A 20667-nucleotide genomic window follows, 5' to 3' on the forward strand; every position below is an offset into this window, starting at 1 on the left:
TGCTTGTCTTGTCGTGGGCCCTTCCCCTTTCTCGAGTGCCCCGACATTTTTTTTGTTATTTTTTTTTTTTTTTTTTTTTTTTTTTTTTTTTTTTTCTTGGGGGGGGGGGGGGGGGCCCCCCCCCCCCCCCTCGGTCGCCTTGGCGAAGCCAAGGCGAAACAGGATCGCGCGCCCTCAGTCCTGGAACGTCCAACCCGCCCGTCGCGGCACCCTGACCGCCAGCATCGGCTTCAGCAGCGGGCTTGCAAACCGGTCAAGGTCCAGGGCCTCGTGCACGCCCACCATCTCCTCGCCGAAAACCTGCGTTCGAACCGCCGAGCGGCAGTAGAACGGCGCGTCCAGCATGTCGGCGACCTGCCGCGGCGTATAGCCCGGATCGGCCCGGGTTTCGCGTCGGACCAGCCATTTCGACCGGGCAAACCGCGTCCGCGGCGGCGCGTCGATCACCTCGGCCGACCCGTCCGCGCCGAAATGCAGCCCCACCGCCAGGTCGGATCCGTCGCGCACATGCGCGTCGTAAAAGCAATAGGCGCCGTTATCGGCGGTCGGAAACCGCCCCCAGGTCCAATAGCTGAAATCGTCCTCCAACGCGTGGATGCCGAAATTCGCGTCGAAATAGCCATGCCCCGTCCATTGCCAGCCGGGCTGGTTCAGGTCGACCTCGATCTCGGACGAGGGCGCGAAGGGCCGCCAGACATGGCTGCCATCCTGTTTCAGCGGCAGTTCGACATCGGTGACGGCGGACGGCGTGACCGTTACACGCCCCTTCAACCGGTGCATCCGGGGCCAGGCCAGCTCGTCGATGTCGATGATCAGCTTGCCGCCCGCCCATGTCAGCCTGGACGGCCCAACCTCGAACGTGTTCCGCGTCTGCCGGAGCGCCGCCTGGCCCCGGTCGGTCATCGTCCAGCGCCCGCCCTTGCCATAGGTCGCGACGTTGATGCAGCAGTGGTTTTCCGGGTTTTTCCGCCCCGACCAGCGATACCAGGGCGAAAACACCGACCCGATGAACGAGATGATGGAAATCTGCTGGCTGCCGTCCTGGCTTATACCGTCGACATACCACCAGGCATAGCCGTCGGGCGGGACCTCGAGGTCGAAGCAAGGTCCATCAAGATCGCCTCGGCCGCGTGCCTGCCGGAGAGGGTTGCCATGGGGATGCCCGCCCCCGGATGCGCCCCGCCCCCTGCCAGGTACAGCCCCGCCACCCTGGTCCGCGCCGTCGGTTTCTTCAGCGAGGCTGTCAGGCCGTGCGGGCTCCGCCCGTAAAGGGAACCTTCCGATGCCGGGAACAGCCGGGCGAAGTGCCGCGGCGTCGTCAGCCACTCGGTCCCCGGGCTGGGATCGAAGGTCAGCCCGAACCGGGCCAGCGTCTCGAAGGTGCGTGTCTGGCACGTCTCTTTCTCCTCGTCTGTCGCCTGCGTTCCGTCGGCCATCGGTGGGCCATTCATTATGATTTCGAACCGTTCCAGGCCCTGCGGCATCTTCCCGCTGCCCCGGTCCTGGGCACAGATATAGAGCGTGCCGTCCTCGGGCATATGGCCCCGGGCAATCGGGTCGAACTCGGTATGCGGATCGTCACAGAAGAACACGTTGTGATGCACCAGTTCCGGCCCCTTGGGCCGCGCGGCGTAAGACCAGACATAGGCCGACAGGCTGCGCGGGTGCGTGGCATCGCGCGGCAGGGTGTCGCGCATCGCCTCGCCCAACAGCCCCGCGCCGAGTGCCGCCGGATCGCCGTTGAACACCACGATATCGGCGGGCAGGCGGGTGCCGTCCTCCAGGTGCACGGCGCGGGCCTTGCCGTCCCGGGTCTCGATCCGCGCGGCGCCATTGCCGAAGGTGAACGCGGCCCCCTTGTCGCGGGCGAGGCGCTCCAGCGCGCGGGCCAGCTTGTGCATGCCCCCCTCGACCCGCCAGACGCCCTGCGCCTCGGCATGCCAGATCAGCCCCAGGATCGCCGGGCTGCGGAAGGGCGAGCCGCCGACATAGGTGGCATAGCGTCCGAACAGCTGGGCCAGCCGGGGGTCGGAGAACTGCGCGCCCAGCGATTGCGCCAGCGTGCGGTGCGGCGCCATGTCCAGGATCAGCCGGGGATGGGTCAGAACGTGGCGGGTCAGCGCGCCCTGGGACGGCGTGATCGCCTTCATCATCGGCCCTTCGAACGCTTCGTACAGCCGCTGCGCGCGGGCGCAGAAGGCCCTGAATTCCCGCATCGCCTTGGCGCCGGCAAAGGCGCCGACGGCCTCGGCGCTGGCCTGCGCGTCGGCGAACAGGTCCAGCGACGACCCGTCATGCCACCAGTGCCGCGCCAGCACCGTTTCGCGGTGCAGCGTCACGTAATCGGTCAAACGCGCGCCGGTGCTTTCGAACAGCTCTTCAAAGACCGGGCGCAGGGTCATCACCGTAGGTCCAGCATCCACCGGCCCGGCATCCGTCGCCATGGTGCGCATCTTGCCGCCGGGCACCGGCGCGCGGTCCACCACGTGGACATCCAGCCCCGCATGGGCCAGCCGGATCGCGGTGGAAAGGCCCCCCATTCCGGCGCCGATCACCACGACTTTCCCTGTCGGTTCGGCCATTTGATCCACCTCAAGGAATGTTGACTCGGAACCATAGAGTGTCCATCCTGATTTACAATCTTGAATGTCTCGCCAGCCTGACACCTGCGAGGGGTGCGGCGGGACAGACCGGAAAGTGGGAGCCATCCATGGACATCTCGGCGCGGATCGAAACTGCCATCAGCCGTGCGATCGCAGAGGGGCAGGCGGGCGCGGCCCCGCCGAAACTGGCCTCGGCGCTGGAATATGCCCTCACGCCGGGCGGTGCGCGCATTCGCCCCACCATCTGCCTGAACGTCGCGCGCGCCTGCGGTGACGACAAGCCGGGGCTTGCCGATGCGGCCGCGATCTCGATCGAGCTGATCCATTGCGCCAGCCTGGTGCATGATGACATGCCCTGTTTTGACGACGCGGACATCCGCCGCGGAAAACCCGCCCTGCACAAGGCCTATGGCGAGCCGTTGGCGCTTTTGACCGGCGACAGCCTGATCGTTGCGGGCTTCGAGGTGCTGGCGCGGGCCGCGCATCACGATTGCGAACGCGCGATCGAACTGATCCGAATACTCGGCCAACGGACGGGCATGCCCTTTGGCATCTGCGCGGGACAGGGCTGGGAAAGCGAGGAAAAGATCGACCTGTCCGCCTATCACCGGGCCAAGACCGGCGCGCTGTTCATCGCGGCCACGTCGATGGGCGCTGTCGCGGCGGGCCACGAGGCCGAGCCCTGGGAAGAGCTGGGCGACCGCATCGGCGAGGCGTTCCAGGTTGCCGATGACCTGAAAGACGCGCTGCTGGATGCCGAAGAGATGGGCAAGCCCGCAGGCCAGGACGTCGCCAACGCGCGCCCGAGTGCCGTGACCGAACTGGGCGTCGACGGTGCAGTGCAGCGCTTCAAGGATATCCTGTCCGGTGCCATAGCCTCGATCCCGTCCTGCCCAGGCGAGGCGCAGTTGGCGCAGATGGTGCGCATGATGGCCGAACGTCTTATTCCCGCACCTGCAAGACAAGCCGCGGAATGACCGACAGCGTTCCGGATACCCGGCCCGCGCGCAGCCCGCGCGGGTTCAGTTGGCGCCGCTGGCGCAACCGCAAGATCGCCTCGCCCGCGTTCCAAAGCTGGGCGAGCCGTTTTCCCCTGACCCGCGGCCATGCCCGGCGCGAGGGCGAGCGGCTGTTCGATCTGGTCTCGGGCTTCGTCTATTCGCAGGTGCTGTACGCGGTTGTCGAACTCGACCTGCTCGAGGTGATGCGGGATGCGCCGCAGACGGTTGCGGCTCTGGCCAATCGCTGCCGCATTCCGCCCGACCGGATGGAGGCGCTGTGCCAGGCCGCCGCGGCGCTGGGGTTGTTCGAGCGGGTCGGCGGCGGCTATCAGCTTGCCTCCATGGGGGCGGCGTTGCTGGGCGTTCCGGGCGTGATCGGGATGATCCGTCACCACGACGTGTTCTACCGCGACATGGAAGACCCGATCGCCGTGCTGCGCGGCGAGAAGGAAACCGAACTTGCCCGGTTCTGGCCCTATGTCTTCGGCGCCGGTGCGGCCGAGAACCCCGAGGTGGCCGAGCGCTATTCGAAACTGATGGCCGACAGCCAGACACTCGTGGCCGAGGAGACGCTCCGCACGATTTCCTTTGACGGGATTTCACACCTTCTGGACGTGGGTGGCGGCACGGGGGCGTTTCTTGCGGCCGTGGGGCGGGCTTGTCCGTCGCTGAAGATGACGCTGTTCGACCTGCCCGCCGTGGTGCCCGCCGCCGAGGCGCGGTTCCGCGAGGCGGGGATGGCCGGCCGCGTCAGCGTCACGGGCGGCAGTTTCCGCGACGATCCGCTGCCCGAGGGCGCCGATGCGATCTCGCTGATCCGGGTTTGCTATGACCATGCCGACGAGACCGTGCGCGCCCTGATGGCCAAGATTTTCGCGACGCTGCCCCCGGGGGGGAGGTTGATCGTTTCCGAACCGATGTCGGGGGGCGTTACCCCCGATCGGGCGGGCGACGCCTATTTCGCGTTCTACTGCATGGCCATGCAGACCGGGAAGGCGCGTTCGCAGGCGCGGATCGCCGAGCTGATGAAAGAGGCGGGATTTCAAGGGATTGAGACCCCCCGCACCCGCCGCGCCTTTGTCACCTCGGTCGTTACGGGGCGTAAACCCGGAGCGACATAATGGCCCTGTCAACCTGTCTAAAAAAGTTGACACTTGGGACTGTCCATTTAAACTGACAAACACCGATCACCGATGAGTGAGTCCCGAGTCTCTCGGGGAAATAAGGACGGGAAGGGAGCGCCCATGGAAACGACTGCCGTCATCCTTCGAGGCCCCAAGGAGCTTGGGCTTGGCAGGCTGGCGCTGACGGATCCGGGCAGTCGCGACCTGGTGGTCGAGATTTCCCATTCCGGCATCTCCACCGGCACGGAAAAACTGTTCTACACCGGCGAAATGCCGCCCTTCCCGGGCATGGGCTATCCGCTGGTCCCCGGCTACGAGGCCGCGGGCGAGGTGGTAGAGGCCGGGTCCGAGACGAATTTCAAGGTTGGCGAACGGGTCTTCGTGCCCGGGGCCAACTGCTATGACGGGGCGTTCGGCCTGTTCGGCGGGTCGGCCCGCCGGTTGGTCACCGACGCCAGCCGCGTCACCCGCATCGACCCGGCGCTGGGTGCCGAGGGCGCGCTCTTGGCGCTGGCGGCGACCGCGCGCCACGCGTTGGCCGGGGTCGACAAGAAGATGCCCGAACTGATCGTGGGTCATGGCGTTCTGGGCCGGCTGCTGGCCCGGCTGACCATCGCCGCGGGTGCCCCCGCGCCGACCGTGTGGGAAATCAACCCGGCGCGCACCGGCGGGGCCGAGGGCTATGAGGTCATTCATCCCGACGAGGATCCGCGCCGCGATTATCGCACGATCTACGACGCCTCGGGCGTCGGCTCGTTGCTCGACATGTTGATCACCCGCATCGCCAAGGGCGGCGAGGTGGTCCTGGCGGGGTTCTACACCGCGCCGCTTTCCTTCGCCTTCCCGCCCGCCTTCATGAAAGAGGCCCGGCTGCGCATCGCCGCCGAATGGGAACGCGACGACCTGATTGCAACGCGCCAGCTTGTGGAAGCCGGAGCATTGTCGCTGGGGGGGCTGATTACCCACAGCGTGCCGGCGGAAAAGGCCGCAGAAGCCTATGAAACCGCCTTCAACGATCCTGCCTGTCTGAAAATGATCCTGAACTGGGGAGCCGTTCATGACGCTTGACGTCCCGAATATCAAAGACATCGACCAGCGCCTGCGCGACGAGGCGAACGAGCCGCTGGATGAAATCCCCGTGACCGAACCCACCAAGAAGACCCAGATCATCGCGATCTATGGCAAGGGCGGCATCGGCAAGTCCTTCACGCTGGCCAACCTGTCCAACATGATGGCCGAGCAGGGCAAGCGTGTACTGCTGATCGGTTGCGACCCGAAATCGGATACGACCAGCCTGCTGTTCGGCGGCAAGGCCTGCCCCACGATCATCGAGACCTCGACCAAGAAGAAGCTGGCCGGCGAAGAGGTCCAGATCGGCGATGTCTGCTTCAAGCGGAACGGCGTCTTCGCGATGGAACTGGGCGGCCCCGAGGTCGGTCGCGGCTGCGGCGGGCGCGGCATCATCCACGGTTTCGAGCTGCTGGAGAAACTGGGCTTTCACGACTGGGATTTCGACTATGTCCTGCTCGACTTCCTGGGCGACGTGGTCTGCGGCGGCTTCGGCCTGCCGATCGCCCGCGATATGGCGCAGAAAGTGATCCTGGTCGGCTCGAACGACCTGCAGTCGCTCTATGTCGCCAACAACGTCTGTTCGGCGGTGGAATATTTCCGCAAGCTGGGCGGTAACGTGGGTGTCGCGGGCCTGGTCATCAACAAGGATGACGGCACCGGCGAGGCGCAGGCCTTTGCCAAGGCTGTCGACATTCCGGTTCTGGCGGCGATCCCGCAGGACGAGGAACTGCGCCGCAAATCCGCGAACTACCAGATCGTCGGCACCAAGGCCGGTCCCTGGGGCGAGTTGTTCGGCGCGCTGGCCGAAGCCGTGGCCGTGGCGCCGCCGATCCGGCCGAAGCCCTTGGATAACGATGGGCTTCTGGGCCTTTTCGCGCCCGAGGACGTGGGGGCCGATTTCGAATTGGTTCCGGCGACCGATGCCGACATGCGCGGCAAGGACGCCAAGCCCAAGAAGTCCCTCGAAGTGGTGTACGACGATGTTTGATCTCGACGAGCTTGCCCGCTGGGACGACGCGCTGCACGCGCTCGAGCACCACGATCACCCCGAAACCGACGAACTCCAAGGGGCGCCCGTCCGGGAGGCGGCGCCCCAGCGCGAACTGGAGGACGCATGACCGAAGAGGTCAAATACGACGAGGCCCACACCGCCGAGGTGATCGAGGGCACGCCGCGGGAGGCCGGAAACCCTCCCGCAGCGGGCGCCGACCCGGCGTTGGGCGACGGCATGGGGTGCCATGCCGGAGCGGCCGAGATGGACAAGGCGGCCCGCATGGCGGGCAAGTCCGACATTCTCGACCAGTATGCAAAAGACTATCCGCACGGCCCGCACGACAAGCCGCAAAGCATGTGCCCGGCCTTCGGCAGCCTGCGCGTCGGGCTGCGCATGCGGCGCGTGGCGACCGTGCTTTCGGGCTCTGCCTGCTGCGTCTACGGCCTGACTTTCGTCAGCCACTTCTACGGCGCCCGCCGCTCGGTGGGCTACGTGCCGTTCAGCTCTGAAACGCTGGTCACCGGCAAGCTGTTCGAGGACATCCGCGATGCGGTCCACGAACTGGCGGACCCCGACCGCTATGACGCGGTGGTGGTTACGAATCTCTGCGTGCCGACCGCCTCGGGCGTGCCGCTGCGGCTTTTGCCCGATGAAATCAACGGCGTGCGGATCGTCGGGATCGACGTGCCGGGATTCGGTATCCCGACCCATGCCGAGGCCAAGGACGTCCTTGCCGGTGCCATGTTGAACTACGCCCGCAAGGAGGCCGAGGCCGGCCCCGTCGCCGCCCCCGAGGGTGGCGTATCCGACCGGCCGACCGTCACGCTTCTGGGCGAGATGTTCCCCGCCGATCCGATCGTGATCGGCCAGATGCTGGACCCGCTGGGCCTGGCTTGCGGCCCTGTCGTCCCCTGTCGTGAGTGGCGCGAGCTTTATGCCGCACTCGACTGCGGGGCGGTCGCCGCGATCCATCCGTTCTATACGGCCGCCATGCGTGAATTCGACGCGGCTGGTCGCCCGATCGTGGGCTCGGCGCCTGTCGGGCACGACGGAACGGCGGCCTGGCTCGCCAATATCGGGGACGCGTTCGGCCTTTCCGCCGACAAGGTCGCGGCAGCCCAGAACGCCTTCCTGCCGGCCATCAAGGGTGCGCTTGCCGGTGCGCCCATCGACGGCACCATCACGCTGTCGGGCTATGAGGGTTCCGAACTTCTGGTGGCCCGTCTGCTGATCGAGTCGGGCGCAAAAGTTCCTTATGTTGGAACGGCTTGCCCGAAAACAAAGCAGTCCGAAGCCGATCGCGACTGGCTGGAATCCAAGGGTGTGAAGGTGCAGTTCCGCGCCTCGCTCGAGGACGACAAGGCCGCCGTGGATGCGATCAAGCCGGATCTCGCCATCGGCACCACGCCGGTCGTGCAGCACGCCAAGGAACTGGCGATTCCCGCCCTCTACTTCACCAACCTGATCTCGGCCCGTCCGCTGATGGGCCCTGCCGGGGCGGGCAGCCTTGCGCAAGTCGTGAATGCGGCGATTGCGAACAAGGGACGCATGGCGTCGATGAAAGAATTCTTCGAAGGTGTCGGCGAGGGAGACACCTCTGGCGTCTGGGAAGGTGAACCGAATCTCCATCCGGAGTTCAGGGCAGCCCACCAGAAGAAGCTTGAGAAAAAATTGCGCGCCGAGAAGGCGCAGGAGATGATCTGATGTTGGTCCAGGATCACGACAGAGCCGGAGGGTACTGGGGGGCGGTTTATGCCTTCTGTGCCGTCAAGGGCTTGCAGGTCGTCATCGACGGGCCCGTCGGATGCGAAAATCTGCCGGTCACCTCGGTCCTGCACTACACCGACGCGCTGCCGCCGCATGAACTGCCCATCGTCGTCACCGGCCTGGGCGAAGAAGAGCTGGGCCGCGACGGTACCGAAGGCGCGATGAAGCGCGCCTGGGGCACGCTTGATCCGGCGCTGCCGGCGGTGGTCGTCACCGGCTCCATCGCCGAGATGATCGGCGGCGGCGTGACGCCGATGGGGACCAACATCCAGCGTTTCCTGCCGCGCACCATCGACGAGGATCAATGGGAAGCCGCGGATCGCGCCATGACCTGGATCTTCACCGAGTTCGGCATGACCAAGGGCCGGATGCCCCCGGAGAAAAAGCGCGAAGAAGGTGCGAAACCGCGGGTTAACATCCTGGGTCCGATGTACGGCGTGTTCAACATGCCGTCCGACCTGGCCGAGATTCGCCGCCTGGTCGAAGGCATCGGCGCCGAGGTCAACATGGTGATGCCGCTGGGCGCGCACCTCGCCGAGATGCGCAACTTGGTGAACGCGGACGCCAATATCGTGATGTATCGCGAGTTTGGCCGCGGCCTGGCCGAGGTGCTGGGCAAGCCCTATCTGCAGGCCCCGATCGGCATCGATTCGACGACGAAATTCCTGCGCAAGCTGGGCGAGATGCTGGGCCTCGACCCCGAGCCCTTCATCGCGCGCGAAAAGCATTCGACGATCAAGCCGGTCTGGGACCTGTGGCGCTCGGTGACGCAGGACTTTTTCGCCACGGCCAGTTTCGCCATCGTCGCGAACGAAACCTATGCCCGGGGTGTGCGCCACTTCATGGAAACCGATCTCGGTTTTCCCTGCGCCTTTGCGGTGGCCCGCAAGCCGGGCGCCAAGACCGACAACGACGAGGTCCGCGCGTTGATGGCGCGGAACCGGCCGCTGGTCGTAATGGGTTCGATCAACGAAAAGATGTACCTCGCCGAACTTGGCGCCGGGCACGGGCCGCGCCCGGCCTTCATCCCCGCCGGGTTCCCGGGCGCCGCCATCCGGCGCGCCACTGGCACGCCTTTCATGGGCTATGCCGGCGCGACCTACCTGGTTCAGGAAGTGTGCAACGGCCTTTTCGATGCGCTCTTCCACATCCTGCCGCTGGGCACCGAGATGGACTCGGCCGCGGCAACCCCGACCCGGCTTCGCCGCGATTTTCCCTGGGACGAGGACGCGCAGGCGCTTCTCGACCGGATCGTGGCCGAACACCCGGTGCTTACCCGCATTTCCGCCGCGAAATCCCTGCGCGATGCCGCCGAGAAGGCTGCGCTTGAGCAGGGGGCCGAGCGGGTGGTGCGGGAGACCGTCGAGGCGCTTGCGCCCGCCGGTTTCGAACGCCTTGTCAAAGGAGAGAACGCATGACCGACCAGACTTCCGACGTCCATGTGACGCGCGCGCATCGGCCGCCGAAAGCGGAGTTCGCGGTCTACTTCAGCATCATCTTCCTTGCGGCGCTGCCGCTGGCGTTGATCGCCACGCTGCTGTCTGTGCTGCGGAACGGTGATCTGAAAACCAAGGGCCCGATCGCCCGCGCCTGGAGCCAGGCGCGGATCATCACGCCCATGATCTTTTCTGCCTGAATGGTCAGGCAGTTTCCAGAATTCGCCCACCCCCCCGGTTGGGCGAGTAACTGGCCGGGCACGATGCCCTGCCGGAACCCGGCCGCCGGGGTGCGCGGCATCAGTCTGACGATCCGGAGGAAAGTTTATGGCTGAATCTGACGTGTCGTTCACGGGCCTCACCGACGAGCAGGCGCAAGAAATCCACGCTGTCTACATGAGCGGACTTTGGCTGTTCTCGGCCGTTGCTGTCCTGGCTCACCTGGCAGTGTACATCTGGCGCCCGTGGCTCTGAGGAGGACCTGAGAAATGGCAAAATTCTACAAGATCTGGATGATCTTCGACCCCCGTCGCGTGCTCGTTGCGCAGGGCGTCTTCCTGTTCCTGCTGGCTGTGATGATTCACCTCGTCCTGCTCAGCACGGACTACTTCAACTGGCTGACGATCGCCGCCGAGAAGGCCGCTGGCGCGTAAGCGACCGTGCCTTCCGGATGTGAGCAGTCGGAAGTGACACCATCAGCTGCGGGCGGGAGCCCCGATCTCCCGCCCGCGGCGACCACGAAGAAAAAAGGACGGCTGAGGCCCGGACGGACACGGCCGCCATTTGCGGAGACAGACGATGGCACTGCTCAGTTTTGAGAGAAAGTATCGCGTCCGTGGAGGGACGCTCATCGGTGGCGATCTGTTCGACTTTTGGGTGGGGCCTTTCTACGTAGGCTTCTTCGGAGTGACGACAGTCTTCTTCGCCGCCCTGGGAACGGCGATGATCTTCTGGGGGGCGGCCCTGCAGGGCACGTTCAACCCGTGGACCATCCATATCGCGCCGCCCGACATCAGTTACGGCCTTAGCATCGCGCCCCTCGCAGAGGGCGGGCTTTGGCAATTCATCACGCTGTGCGCCATTGGCGCCTTCGTGAGCTGGGCGCTCCGAGAGGTGGAAATCTCCCGCAAGCTCGGCATGGGCTATCACGTCCCGATCGCGTTCGCGTTCGCGATCCTGGCCTATGTGACGCTGGTGGTGTTCCGCCCGCTTCTGCTGGGCGCCTGGGGCTACGGTTTCCCCTATGGCATCTTCAGTCACCTGGACTGGGTGTCGAACACCGGCTACGCCTATCTGCACTTCCACTACAACCCTGCCCACATGCTTGCCGTGTCGCTGTTCTTCGGCACCTGTCTGGCACTGGCGCTGCATGGTGGCCTGATCCTGTCGGCCTGTAACCCCGAAAAGGGCGAAGAGGCCAAGACGCCGGACCACGAAGACACCTTCTTCCGTGACTTCATCGGCTACTCGATCGGCACGCTGGGCATTCACCGCATCGGCTGGCTGCTGGCCATCAACGCGGTCTTCTTCTCTGCTGTCTGCATCATCATCTCTGGCCCGCTCTGGACTGAAGGCTGGCCCGAATGGTGGACGTGGTGGAGCAACCTGCCCATCTGGCCGGAAGCGACCCCGGCCCTCGAAGGGGGAGTTTTCCAATAATGGCTGAGTATCAGAACATCTTCACCCAGGTGCAGGTCAAGGGACCTGGCGACTGGGGCATGGACAACGCCAACAACATGATGGAGGAGCGGGTCGGCGGCATCGGCAACTTCCCGATCCTCGGCTGGTTCGGCAACGCCCAGCTTGGTCCCATCTATCTCGGTTATGCGGGCGTGATCTCGATCTTCGCCGGGGCCTGGGCCTTCCTCATCATCGGCCTCAACATGCTGGCCCAGGTGGACTGGTCGATCGTCCAGTTCCTGCGCCAGGGCTTCTGGCTGGCGCTTGAACCGCCCAGCCCCGAATACGGGCTGCGCATTCCGCCGCTTCAGGATGGCGGCTGGTACATGATCGCCAGCTTCTTCCTGCTGATCTCGGTCTGGGCCTGGTGGTGGCGGACCTACTCGCTTGCCGTCGAACACAAGATGGGCAAGCACATCGCCTGGGCGTTCCTTGCCGCGATCTGGCTCTTCATGGTGCTGGGCTTCTTCCGCCCGCTCCTGATGGGGTCCTGGTCGGAAATGGTGCCTTACGGTATCTTCCCGCACCTTGACTGGACGACGGCCTTCTCGATCCGGTACGGCAACCTCTACTACAACCCCTTCCACGCGCTTTCGATCGCGTTCCTCTATGGCTCTGCCCTGCTCTTCGCGATGCATGGCGGCACCATTCTCGCCGTCACCCGCTTCGGCGGCGACCGCGAGCTGGAGCAGATCTACGACCGCGGTACCGCGGCCGAGCGTGCGGCGCTGTTCTGGCGCTGGACCATGGGCTTCAACGCCACGATGGAAGGCATCCACCGCTGGGCCTGGTGGTTCGCGGTTCTGACCCCGCTGACCGGCGGGATCGGCATCCTGCTCACCGGCACGGTCGTCGACAACTGGTTCATCTGGGCCCAGGAGCACAACTTCGCTCCGACCTACATGGAACCGTACGGCTATGAAGCCTATACCGGTCAAGGAGGCTGAGCATGCTGAAGTTCCCGAAATGGTTCTACAAGTGGAGCGATGACAACCCCACGGACCTCAAGGGGCCCGGGATCCTCGCCGGGACGGTGGCCTCGGCCGTGGCGATCGCGACGATCATCGTGGTCTACGACAACCCGAACCGGACCACGGACCAGCAGACCGGCCCGCGTGGCATCGGCATGGACGTGACGAAGTTCGTGCGCGACAACCCCCAGTACGATCCCTACGAGGAAAGCTACGTGGCCTTCCCGCGGGTCGAGGCGCCGGAAGGCACCCCGACCGCGGCCGAGGCCTACGGGGACAGTGTCGTGGCGTTCGGCGACATGGACCAGGCCAATTTCGACCGGCTCCAGGAAGCGATGAGCGCCTGGGTTGGCACCAAGGTGGTTCTTTATGACGATGGCGAGGTCGACGAGACCACGCTGGCGATCACCAAGAACTGCGTCGAGGCCACCCAGTATCTCAACGACTCCTGGGATACCCACAACCTGGCCTCCGATGGCCGTGGGGTGAACTGCTATACCTGCCACCGTGGCGAACCCACGCCTCCGGGCGCATGGTTCAAGGCGGGCGCGGTCAACTCGGCCGCGGCCGGCTGGGCGGCGGTGCAGAACCGGGTGATGGTGGGCAACACCTACACCCAGAGCAACTTCACCTCGCTGCCGGTGGACGCGGTCGAAAAGTTCCTGCTGGACGGCAACTCGATCAAGGTCCACGACCTTGAAAGCCGCGTCGCCCAGCAGCCTGGCGATCCGACCTGGCAGGACGCCGAGCGCACCTTCAGCCTGATGAACCATCAGTCGAACGCGCTCAACGTGAACTGCGTCTACTGCCACAACACCCGGGCGTTCTACGATCCGACCCAGGTGACGCCGCAGTGGTCGATCACCACGCTCGCGCAGCAGATGACCATCGACATCAACCAGACCTTCTACGAGCCCCGCTCCGAGGTCCTGGGCCGCGAGTCGGGCAAGGTGAACTGCATGACCTGCCACATGGGCGTCGTCAGCCCGCTGAACGGGCGCGACATGGTCGCCGAGTGGCCGGAACTGGCCGCCCCGGTCGAGTAAACGGACTTACGGGCGGGCGGCGCCAGGCGCGCCGGCCGCCCGAACGGGATCGGGTCCCTTGCGGGGCCCGGTATTCGGGGCCTCCACACCCCGGTTCCCTTCCTGTCAGACACAGGACACTGGCGCCGTGTGGAGACGTGTCCACACGGCGCTTTTTTAATGAGAAACGCGCGGGAGAAGACCAATGAACAAGGCCCCGACACCTATGCTGGACCGCGTCGCCGGCCCGGCCGACCTGAAGGGCATGACCAAGTCCGAGCTGACCCAGCTTGCGCGCGATGTGCGCCAAGAGGTGATCTCGGTCGTGGCGCAGACCGGCGGGCACCTGGGTTCGTCGCTGGGCGTGGTGGAACTGACGGTCGCGCTGCACGCGGTCTTCAACACCCCCTTCGACAAGCTGGTCTGGGATGTCAGCCACCAGTGCTATCCCCACAAGATCCTGACCGGCCGCCGCGACCGCATGCACACGCTGCGCCAGGGTGGCGGGCTGGCCGGGTTCTGCAAGCGGTCCGAAAGCGAATATGACGCCTTCGGGGCGGGCCACTCGTCCACCTCGATCTCGGCGGCGCTGGGCTTTACCGTCGGGCGCGACATGGGCCAGCCCACGGGCGATGCCATCGCGGTGATCGGTGATGGCTCGATCTCGGCGGGCATGGCCTACGAGGCGCTGAACAATGCCGGCCATGAAAAGCGGCGGATGTTCGTCATCCTGAACGACAACGAGATGTCGATCGCACCGCCCGTGGGCGCGATGTCGAAATATCTCTCGGGCCTTTACGGCGATACGCCGCTGGGCAAGCTCAAGGACATGGCCGAGGATTTCGAGGCCGTCCTGCCCGGACCGATCCGCGAGGGCGCGCGCCGCGCCCGTCAGCTGGTCACCGGTTTCCCCGGCGGCGGCACGCTGTTCGAGGAACTGGGATTCGATTATATCGGCCCGATCGACGGCCATGACATGGACCAACTGTTGACCGTGCTGCGCGCGGCGCGCGCGCGGGCCTCGGGGCCGACGCTGATCCATGTCTGCACGGTCAAGGGCAAGGGCTACAAGCCGGCCGAAACCTCGGCCGACCGGGGCCACGGCGTGTCGAAATTCGACGTGGCGTCCGGCGCGCAGGCGAAAAGCCAGCCCAACGCGCCCAGCTACACCTCGGTCTTCGGCAAGACTCTGACGGCCGAGGCCGCGCGCGACCCGCGCGTGGTGGCGATCACCGCCGCGATGCCCTCGGGCACCGGGCTGAACATCATGCAGGACCGGTTCCCGCAGCGCGTCTTTGACGTGGGCATTGCCGAACAGCACGCGGTGACCTTCGCCGGTGGCATGGCCGCGGCGGGGCTGCGCCCGTTCTGTGCGATCTACTCGACCTTCCTGCAGCGCGGCTATGACCAGATCGTGCATGACGTGGTGCTGCAAAACCTACCGGTGCGGTTCTGCATCGACCGGGCGGGTCTCGTGGGCGCGGACGGCTCGACCCATGCTGGCGCCTTCGACGTGGCCTTCCTGTCGAACCTGCCGGGGATGACCGTGATGGCCGCGGGTGACGAGGCCGAACTGGTGCATATGGTTGCTACCGCGGCCGCTTATGACGAGGGTCCCATCGCCTTCCGTTATCCGCGGGGCGAGGGCGTCGGCGTCGAAATGCCCGAACGCGGCCAAATCCTCGAAATCGGCAAAGGCCGCATCGTCAAGGAGGGCACCAAGCTGGCGCTTCTGTCCCTGGGTGCACCGCTGGTCGATTGTCTGAGGGCCGCCGAAGAGCTGGAGGCGCGCGGCGTGTCGGTCACCGTGGCCGATGCCCGGTTCGCCAAGCCCTTCGACACCGACCTGGTGGCGCGTCTCGTGAAAGAGCACGAGGCGTTGGTGACCGTGGAACACGGCGCCGAGGGCGGTTTCGGCGCGCTGGTGTTGCACTGGCTGGCGCGGACCGGGCGGCTGGATCGCGGGCTGTCGATCCGCACGATGACCCTGCCTGATACCTTCATCGAACAGGCCAGCCCCGAGGCGATGTATGCCGAGGCGGGTCTGACCGCGCGGGACATCGCCAATACCGGGCTCGAGGCGCTGGGCATCGCGGCGGCACGGTTCGGCGCCGCCAGCGCCTGACCGGCCGGGCCGAAAACGACAAGGCCCCGTCCGCGGACGGGGCCTTGCGCCGTTTCAGAGATACGGTTCGATGATCGCGCGCAGGTCCACCCGCGCCTTCAGCCGGCTGGCCAGCAGGTAGATGCCGCCGAACTTGCGCTGCATGAACAGCGTGTCCATCGGCGGGATGTGCCAGAAATCGCGGTCCGCACCCAGTTCCATGCCAGCATCGCGCATCCGCATCGCCAGGTCGTTCTGCGCGAAATCGAACGCGCCGGGCTGGCGCAGCGGTTCCATGGACATCTCGAACATGTTCAGCATCGTGTCCTGGTGATGCGCTGCCGTATCCTCGGCGAAGAACCCGATATCCAGGATCGCGCGGCGCACCGCGTCGCGGTCGCCCGACAGCCCCGCCCGCATCAGCGCCCGGAACTGGTCGGCCATCTCGGGCGAGAAATCGCGTGAGGCGCCGAAATCCAGCAGGATCACGCGCCCGGTTTCGGGCTGATAGCGGTAATTGGCAAAATTCGGGTCGGTCTGCATCAGGCGGAACTCGAACAGTTCGCGGAACAGCAGGCCGATCAACAGCGCCATCACCCGGTCGCGCTCCTCTTGCGGGGCGTCCGTCAGCGACTCGATCGCAGCGCCCTCGACGAAATCCATCGCAAGGACGTCGCGCGTGGTCAGGTCTTCTTGCAGTTTCGGCACGACGAAATCGGGTGCGTCGGCCAGCAACTCGCCGAACCGGCGCATATAGCGGCCCTCGCGTTCGTAATCGGCCTCTTCGTGCAGCTGGCGCTTGGCCTCGTCCAGCATCGGCGCGATGTCCAGCTCCTTGGGCATCACGCCCGAGAACCGCATAAGTGCGGCCACGTTGTTCACATCGCTGTCGATCGACCGGCGCACGCCAGGGTACTGCACCTTGATCGCCAGGTCGCGCCCATCCTTCGTATGTGCCCGGTGCACCTGTCCGATCGAGGCCGCCGCGATGGGTCGCACCTGGAACTTGTCGAACCGTTTCAGCCAGCCCTCGCCCCAGGCATCGTTCAGCACCTTTTTCAACTGCCCGCCCGGCATGTAATGGGCATCCGCCCGCAGCCGGGCCATGATATCGGCCAGTTCGGGCGGCAGCATGTCGCCCGCATCCATCGAGATCAGCTGCCCCACCTTCATCGCGGCGCCTCGCATATGGGCCAACTGGTCGGCCACCTTGCGCGCGTTGGCTGGCGTCAGCAGCAGGTCCGACGCCTTGGGCCGTTTGCCCTGCGCCACCTGCCGCGCCCCGTGCAGCGCCATGTTGCCCGCGATGTTCGAGGTCAGCGCGCCAAAGCGCGCCAACCGGTTCAGCCGGCCACTGGGAACGGCAAGGGCACGGGAATCGGGTTTCGGGTCGGCCATGGCGGAATCCTTTGGGGGGTGTGAAGCCGCGACCCTATCCCGCCGCAGCCGGTTTCGCTGTGACATAGGCACAAAACCCGAACGTGCAACGCGTGGGGCGTGATCCCGGCGCGCAAAGCACTAGGTAGGCAGGGACGAAAAGGCAGGAAAACGGGTCAGGTCATGAGTGTGAACGCGATGATCGTGTCGGCCGGCGAGGCGCTGGACGTCCTCCGCGCCGGCTGGCAGGCGCAGCGGGCGGGGCATATGCTGGCCTCCTACATGATGCACGGGCGGCCCGGGGTGGGAAAGACGCAGGTGGTCGAGCAACTGGCCGGCGAGATCGGCGCCCGGCTGTTCGATTTGCGCCTGACCACGATCGAGCCGCAGGACCTGCGTGGGTTGCCCTATTACGACCACGAGACGCAAAAGACCAAGTGGTATCGCCCCGAGGATCTGCCCGACGACGTGGATCATCCGTCGATCCTGTTCCTCGACGAGCTGACCGCCGCCTCGCCGATGCTGCAGCCCACGGTCTACGGTCTCTTGCAGGAACGCCGGGTCGGCCGCCACTGCCTGCCCGACAACGTGTTCATCGTGGCCGCCGGAAACACCGTCGAGGACGGCGCCATCGCCTACCAGATGAACACCGCGCTTTCCGACCGGCTGATCCATCTGCACGTGCAGGCCGCCGCCGCCGACTGGCTGGACAATTACGCGGTGCCGCGCGGCCTGCACCCCACCGTCGTCGCCTTTATCAAGACCCGGCCCGACCTGCTGGACACCACCGAACGCACCGTGGCCGAGGGCCAGCTGATCGCCACCACGCCCCGCAGTTGGGAACGCGTCAGCCAGATCCTGACCGCCGTGCCCGACCGGCGCATGCGCAACGTCCTTGTCGCGGGCACCGTGGGCGAGGCGGTCGCCGCCGAGTTCGCGATGATCGCCGACGACATCTCGGCCACGGTGCAGGTGCAGGACATGCTGGAGGCCGACCGCAAGGCCAGGATCAGTCTCTATCCTGCCTCGATGCACGGGTTGAACGCGCTGATCTACGGGCTGATCGGCATTCTGGATTCGCGCAACGTGAACGGCGTGATCGACATCATGGCTGATATCCGCCAGCTCTCCCGCCTGCGCGAGGAAGAGGAATTCAAGCGCATGCCGCTGGGTGAACTCACCACCTACGGATTCGAGGGGCTGATTCGAAAGGGCCTCGATCTTGGCCTGGGAGAACGCTTCCTCGGCCATGATGCCTATCGCACCTACGCCGCGGAGCGGAAGGAGGCCGGGCTCGCGTGATCCTGCAGCGCCATTCGACCCGGGCGCGGCGCGCGCTGACCAAGCTGGCCGAACAGGACCCGGCCTTTGCCGCGCTGGCATTGTGGTGCACCCATGTCGACAGCGACGGGCGCGAAGGCCCGGCCTGGACCGATGGCCGCGCGATCCATTACGGCCCCGCCTTCGAGCCCCTCAGCCTGCCCGAGCAGATCGGCCTTGCCGCGCACCACATCCTGCACATCGCCTTCCGCCATGCGCCACGGTCGCACGCGATGCATGTCCGCTTCGGCGACCGCTATGACGAAGCCCTGTTCAACCTCGCCACCGACGCCATCGTGAACGAAACGCTGATGCTGACGGGCTTCATCCTGCCCCGGCCCGCGGTGCGGCTGACCGGCCTTCTCAAGGCCACGCTGCGCGAGGATATCCGCGGCGAAGAGGCGGTGACGAAATACGATGCCGAACGGCTGTATGTCGCCCTGATGCAGGACGGCGCGTCCCCGCGCAGCACGCGCCCCGGCGACAAGGGGGCGGCGGGCGGCGGCGGCAAGGGCGACGGCGAAGGGCAGGGCAGCCAGGGCGGCGACCGGCCCCGCCCCGGCGGCGCACTGGCCGAGGCCGCCCGCGCCTATGCCGAACAGCAGGCCTTTGCCCCCGACATCGAAACCGGGCGTGACGACAGGGATGACGGCGCGGGCCGCGAGGAAGATGCAGAATGGCGCCAGCGCGTCGCCCGCGCGATGGAGGCCGGGCGCCTGGCCGGGCACGGCATCGGCATGCTGGGCCATCGCCTGGCCGACCTGCCCGAGGTGCACACCCCGTGGGAAGTCGTGTTGCGCGGACTGGTCAGCCGCGCGGTGATGCAGAACCCGCGCCCGCAAGGCACCCGCCCCGCCCGCCGCTGGCTGGCCCGCGATGCAGATGCGCGACAACGGGGCGCCCCCGACCCCGCCTTCGAACCCGGCATGCTGCGCGACCAGGACATCCCGCGCATTGTCGTCGGTGTCGACAGCTCGGGGTCTGTCGACGGCACCCTGCTGGCGAAATTTGCCGCCGAACTGGCCGCCATCGCCAAGCGCACCGGGGCCGAAACGCATGTTCTCGTCTTCGATCAGCAGGTGCGCGGGCGCGCCGTCATGGGCGGCGCGGCCTGGGAAAAACGTATCACCGACATCCTGTTCAGCCGCGACGGCGGCACATCGTTCATCCAGGTGATGGACGAGGCGCTGGCGCTCGATCCATCCGCCGTGGTGATCCTCACCGATCTCGAAGGCCCCTTTGGCCCGATGCCGCCAAAGGGCCTGCCGGTGATCTGGGCCGTACCCGGAGAGCCGCCATCCGCGGGCGCCCCCTTCGGTCGCGTTCTCAGCCTCGCGCGTTAGGCACTGCAATCCGGGCCCTCGCGCCCTGTCGACTGCCCGAGTTCTTCTTCTGGCTCCAAATATCCCGGGGGGTGCGGGGGGCAGCGCCCCCCGCCAGAGGCCGGCGCGCAGCGTGCGCCGATCCACGAAAAGCCGCTCACGCCGTCGCCAGCGCCTCCAGCCGTGCATGGGCCGACACGCTTCTGGTTTCCAGCGTCACGTCATGCATGAACCGGCCCAGCGCAAGGCTGGTGACATGCATCCGCTCCTCGGTGAATTCGGCATCGAACAACCCGTCCTGGATCATCTGCCGTTCCTCCTCGTCGAGATCCAGCACCTGCGGTTCGGGCGTGTCGGTCTGGACCGAGACGAAGGTCATCGGCGGGATGCGCGCCAGCGCCGATTGCTCGATCACCATGTGCAACTCGCCGGCCTTCAACCCGCGCTTGGCGGCGATCCGCGTCAGGATCTCCCGCCCCCGCACCGTCGCGATATCGGCGCCCCGCTCGGCCTCTTCCTCGGGCATCAGGCGGCGGCGCCGCTCGGGGTTGTCGACCGACAGCACCCGCGATTCCACCAGGTAGACCATCAGAAACATCAATGCCGGCGCTTGTCCGATCGGCAGGGCAAGGTCCGGAAACATCAGGATCAGCACCGGGAACGGGCTTAGCGCCAGAAGGTAGCGCAGGAACGATACCTCCATGATCATCCGCCAGTAAAGCGAACTGCCCAGCGACCCCCGAGGCAATATCCCGAACCCGTGGCCGATCAGCTTGCGCGGGACCTTGCGGATTTTCATGGTCGAACGGTTGGACACCGTCGATGGCGTGACGACATGCAGCATGGGCTGGGCCTCTGCAACCTGTAGGTTG

At 66.1% G+C, this 20667-nt stretch carries 20 protein-coding genes; 16 read left to right on the forward strand and 4 right to left on the reverse strand.

Going from position 1 to position 20667, the window contains the following annotated elements; genetic code table 11:
• Nucleotides 1-174 precede the first annotated feature (174 nt).
• Together crtC and crtD are read right to left on the reverse strand one after the other, a co-directional pair.
• Nucleotides 175-1050, reverse strand: coding sequence for a carotenoid 1,2-hydratase (gene crtC, locus EV662_RS16810; RefSeq protein WP_279533257.1), 876 nt, complete (start codon nt 1048-1050; stop codon nt 175-177).
• The gene (crtD, locus tag EV662_RS16815) at nt 1047-2582 is read right to left on the reverse strand and encodes a 1-hydroxycarotenoid 3,4-desaturase CrtD (RefSeq protein WP_132465151.1); all 1536 of its coding nucleotides are present in this window, start codon (nt 2580-2582) and stop codon (nt 1047-1049) included. Before crtD ends, crtC begins: the two co-directional genes overlap by 4 nt.
• A gap of 128 nt (nt 2583-2710) precedes the next feature.
• On the opposite strand from crtD, the gene EV662_RS16820 reads away from it, so the two are divergent.
• From EV662_RS16820 to dxs, 14 genes are all read left to right on the forward strand, one after another.
• Nucleotides 2711-3580 carry a polyprenyl synthetase family protein gene (locus EV662_RS16820; protein WP_132465154.1) on the forward strand — a complete coding sequence of 290 codons (870 nt, stop codon included), beginning with the start codon at nt 2711-2713 and terminating at the stop codon, nt 3578-3580.
• A complete protein-coding gene (locus tag EV662_RS16825) occupies nt 3577-4725 on the forward strand; it encodes a methyltransferase (protein ID WP_132465157.1) in 1149 nt (382 codons plus the stop codon). Before EV662_RS16820 ends, EV662_RS16825 begins: the two co-directional genes overlap by 4 nt.
• A 123-nt stretch (nt 4726-4848) precedes the next feature.
• Entirely contained in the window at nt 4849-5796 is a 948-nt protein-coding gene (gene bchC, locus EV662_RS16830; RefSeq protein ID WP_132465160.1) for a chlorophyll synthesis pathway protein BchC, read from the forward strand.
• Nucleotides 5786-6787, forward strand: coding sequence for a chlorophyllide a reductase iron protein subunit X (locus EV662_RS16835; protein ID WP_132465163.1), 1002 nt, complete (start codon nt 5786-5788; stop codon nt 6785-6787). The genes bchC and EV662_RS16835 overlap by 11 nt, the downstream gene beginning before the upstream one ends.
• On the forward strand, nt 6780-6917 hold the full coding sequence (locus tag EV662_RS19645; RefSeq protein WP_165915639.1) for a hypothetical protein: 138 nt from the start codon (nt 6780-6782) through the stop codon (nt 6915-6917). Before EV662_RS16835 ends, EV662_RS19645 begins: the two co-directional genes overlap by 8 nt.
• A complete protein-coding gene (bchY, locus tag EV662_RS16840; RefSeq protein WP_132465166.1) occupies nt 6914-8497 on the forward strand; it encodes a chlorophyllide a reductase subunit Y in 1584 nt (527 codons plus the stop codon). The genes EV662_RS19645 and bchY overlap by 4 nt, the downstream gene beginning before the upstream one ends.
• Nucleotides 8497-9978, forward strand: a complete 1482-nt coding sequence (gene bchZ, locus EV662_RS16845) for a chlorophyllide a reductase subunit Z (protein WP_132465169.1) — start codon at nt 8497-8499, stop codon at nt 9976-9978. The genes bchY and bchZ overlap by 1 nt, the downstream gene beginning before the upstream one ends.
• Nucleotides 9975-10196 (forward strand): cytochrome PufQ, encoded by a 222-nt coding sequence (gene pufQ, locus EV662_RS16850; protein WP_132465171.1) that lies wholly within the window; start codon nt 9975-9977, stop codon nt 10194-10196. Before bchZ ends, pufQ begins: the two co-directional genes overlap by 4 nt.
• 127 nt (nt 10197-10323) lie before the next feature.
• On the forward strand, nt 10324-10470 hold the full coding sequence (gene pufB, locus EV662_RS16855; protein WP_042458389.1) for a light-harvesting antenna LH1, beta subunit: 147 nt from the start codon (nt 10324-10326) through the stop codon (nt 10468-10470).
• Nucleotides 10471-10484: 14 nt separating this feature from the next.
• Nucleotides 10485-10649 (forward strand): light-harvesting antenna LH1, alpha subunit, encoded by a 165-nt coding sequence (pufA, locus tag EV662_RS16860; RefSeq protein ID WP_042458393.1) that lies wholly within the window; start codon nt 10485-10487, stop codon nt 10647-10649.
• 145 nt (nt 10650-10794) lie between these two features.
• Entirely contained in the window at nt 10795-11655 is an 861-nt protein-coding gene (gene pufL / locus EV662_RS16865; protein WP_132465173.1) for a photosynthetic reaction center subunit L, read from the forward strand.
• Nucleotides 11655-12623, forward strand: a complete 969-nt coding sequence (pufM, locus tag EV662_RS16870) for a photosynthetic reaction center subunit M (protein WP_132465175.1) — start codon at nt 11655-11657, stop codon at nt 12621-12623. Before pufL ends, pufM begins: the two co-directional genes overlap by 1 nt.
• A 2-nt stretch (nt 12624-12625) precedes the next feature.
• Nucleotides 12626-13693 carry a photosynthetic reaction center cytochrome PufC gene (gene pufC, locus EV662_RS16875; protein ID WP_132465177.1) on the forward strand — a complete coding sequence of 356 codons (1068 nt, stop codon included), beginning with the start codon at nt 12626-12628 and terminating at the stop codon, nt 13691-13693.
• Nucleotides 13694-13877: 184 nt separating this feature from the next.
• On the forward strand, nt 13878-15797 hold the full coding sequence (gene dxs, locus EV662_RS16880) for a 1-deoxy-D-xylulose-5-phosphate synthase (RefSeq protein WP_132465179.1): 1920 nt from the start codon (nt 13878-13880) through the stop codon (nt 15795-15797).
• A gap of 54 nt (nt 15798-15851) precedes the next feature.
• Here the strand turns inward: dxs and EV662_RS16885 are convergent, their stop codons facing one another.
• Nucleotides 15852-17174, reverse strand: coding sequence for an ABC1 kinase family protein (locus tag EV662_RS16885; protein ID WP_132465181.1), 1323 nt, complete (start codon nt 17172-17174; stop codon nt 15852-15854).
• A gap of 162 nt (nt 17175-17336) precedes the next feature.
• On the opposite strand from EV662_RS16885, the gene EV662_RS16890 reads away from it, so the two are divergent.
• Nucleotides 17337-18455: an AAA family ATPase gene (locus EV662_RS16890; protein WP_132465184.1), complete on the forward strand. Its 1119-nt coding sequence runs from the start codon at nt 17337-17339 to the stop codon at nt 18453-18455.
• Nucleotides 18452-19816, forward strand: a complete 1365-nt coding sequence (locus tag EV662_RS16895) for a vWA domain-containing protein (RefSeq protein WP_243695886.1) — start codon at nt 18452-18454, stop codon at nt 19814-19816. Before EV662_RS16890 ends, EV662_RS16895 begins: the two co-directional genes overlap by 4 nt.
• A 136-nt stretch (nt 19817-19952) precedes the next feature.
• Here EV662_RS16895 and EV662_RS16900 read toward each other — a convergent pair whose 3' ends face one another.
• Nucleotides 19953-20639: a hypothetical protein gene (locus tag EV662_RS16900; RefSeq protein WP_132465187.1), complete on the reverse strand. Its 687-nt coding sequence runs from the start codon at nt 20637-20639 to the stop codon at nt 19953-19955.
• Nucleotides 20640-20667: the final 28 nt, after the last annotated feature.

This window comes from Rhodovulum marinum (genome assembly GCF_004343075.1).
GTDB classification, from domain to species: domain Bacteria; phylum Pseudomonadota; class Alphaproteobacteria; order Rhodobacterales; family Rhodobacteraceae; genus Rhodovulum; species Rhodovulum marinum.

Coding starts and splice junctions, on each gene's coding strand:
- crtD (WP_132465151.1), bottom strand. CDS start 2,582: ATGGCCGAACCGACAGGGAAAGTCGTGGTGATCGGCGCCGGAATGGGG.
- EV662_RS16820 (WP_132465154.1), top strand. CDS start 2,711: ATGGACATCTCGGCGCGGATCGAAACTGCCATCAGCCGTGCGATCGCA.
- EV662_RS16825 (WP_132465157.1), top strand. CDS start 3,577: ATGACCGACAGCGTTCCGGATACCCGGCCCGCGCGCAGCCCGCGCGGG.
- bchC (WP_132465160.1), top strand. CDS start 4,849: ATGGAAACGACTGCCGTCATCCTTCGAGGCCCCAAGGAGCTTGGGCTT.
- EV662_RS16835 (WP_132465163.1), top strand. CDS start 5,786: ATGACGCTTGACGTCCCGAATATCAAAGACATCGACCAGCGCCTGCGC.
- EV662_RS19645 (WP_165915639.1), top strand. CDS start 6,780: ATGTTTGATCTCGACGAGCTTGCCCGCTGGGACGACGCGCTGCACGCG.
- bchY (WP_132465166.1), top strand. CDS start 6,914: ATGACCGAAGAGGTCAAATACGACGAGGCCCACACCGCCGAGGTGATC.
- bchZ (WP_132465169.1), top strand. CDS start 8,497: ATGTTGGTCCAGGATCACGACAGAGCCGGAGGGTACTGGGGGGCGGTT.
- pufQ (WP_132465171.1), top strand. CDS start 9,975: ATGACCGACCAGACTTCCGACGTCCATGTGACGCGCGCGCATCGGCCG.
- pufB (WP_042458389.1), top strand. CDS start 10,324: ATGGCTGAATCTGACGTGTCGTTCACGGGCCTCACCGACGAGCAGGCG.
- pufA (WP_042458393.1), top strand. CDS start 10,485: ATGGCAAAATTCTACAAGATCTGGATGATCTTCGACCCCCGTCGCGTG.
- pufL (WP_132465173.1), top strand. CDS start 10,795: ATGGCACTGCTCAGTTTTGAGAGAAAGTATCGCGTCCGTGGAGGGACG.
- pufM (WP_132465175.1), top strand. CDS start 11,655: ATGGCTGAGTATCAGAACATCTTCACCCAGGTGCAGGTCAAGGGACCT.
- pufC (WP_132465177.1), top strand. CDS start 12,626: ATGCTGAAGTTCCCGAAATGGTTCTACAAGTGGAGCGATGACAACCCC.
- dxs (WP_132465179.1), top strand. CDS start 13,878: ATGAACAAGGCCCCGACACCTATGCTGGACCGCGTCGCCGGCCCGGCC.
- EV662_RS16885 (WP_132465181.1), bottom strand. CDS start 17,174: ATGGCCGACCCGAAACCCGATTCCCGTGCCCTTGCCGTTCCCAGTGGC.
- EV662_RS16890 (WP_132465184.1), top strand. CDS start 17,337: ATGAGTGTGAACGCGATGATCGTGTCGGCCGGCGAGGCGCTGGACGTC.
- EV662_RS16900 (WP_132465187.1), bottom strand. CDS start 20,639: ATGCTGCATGTCGTCACGCCATCGACGGTGTCCAACCGTTCGACCATG.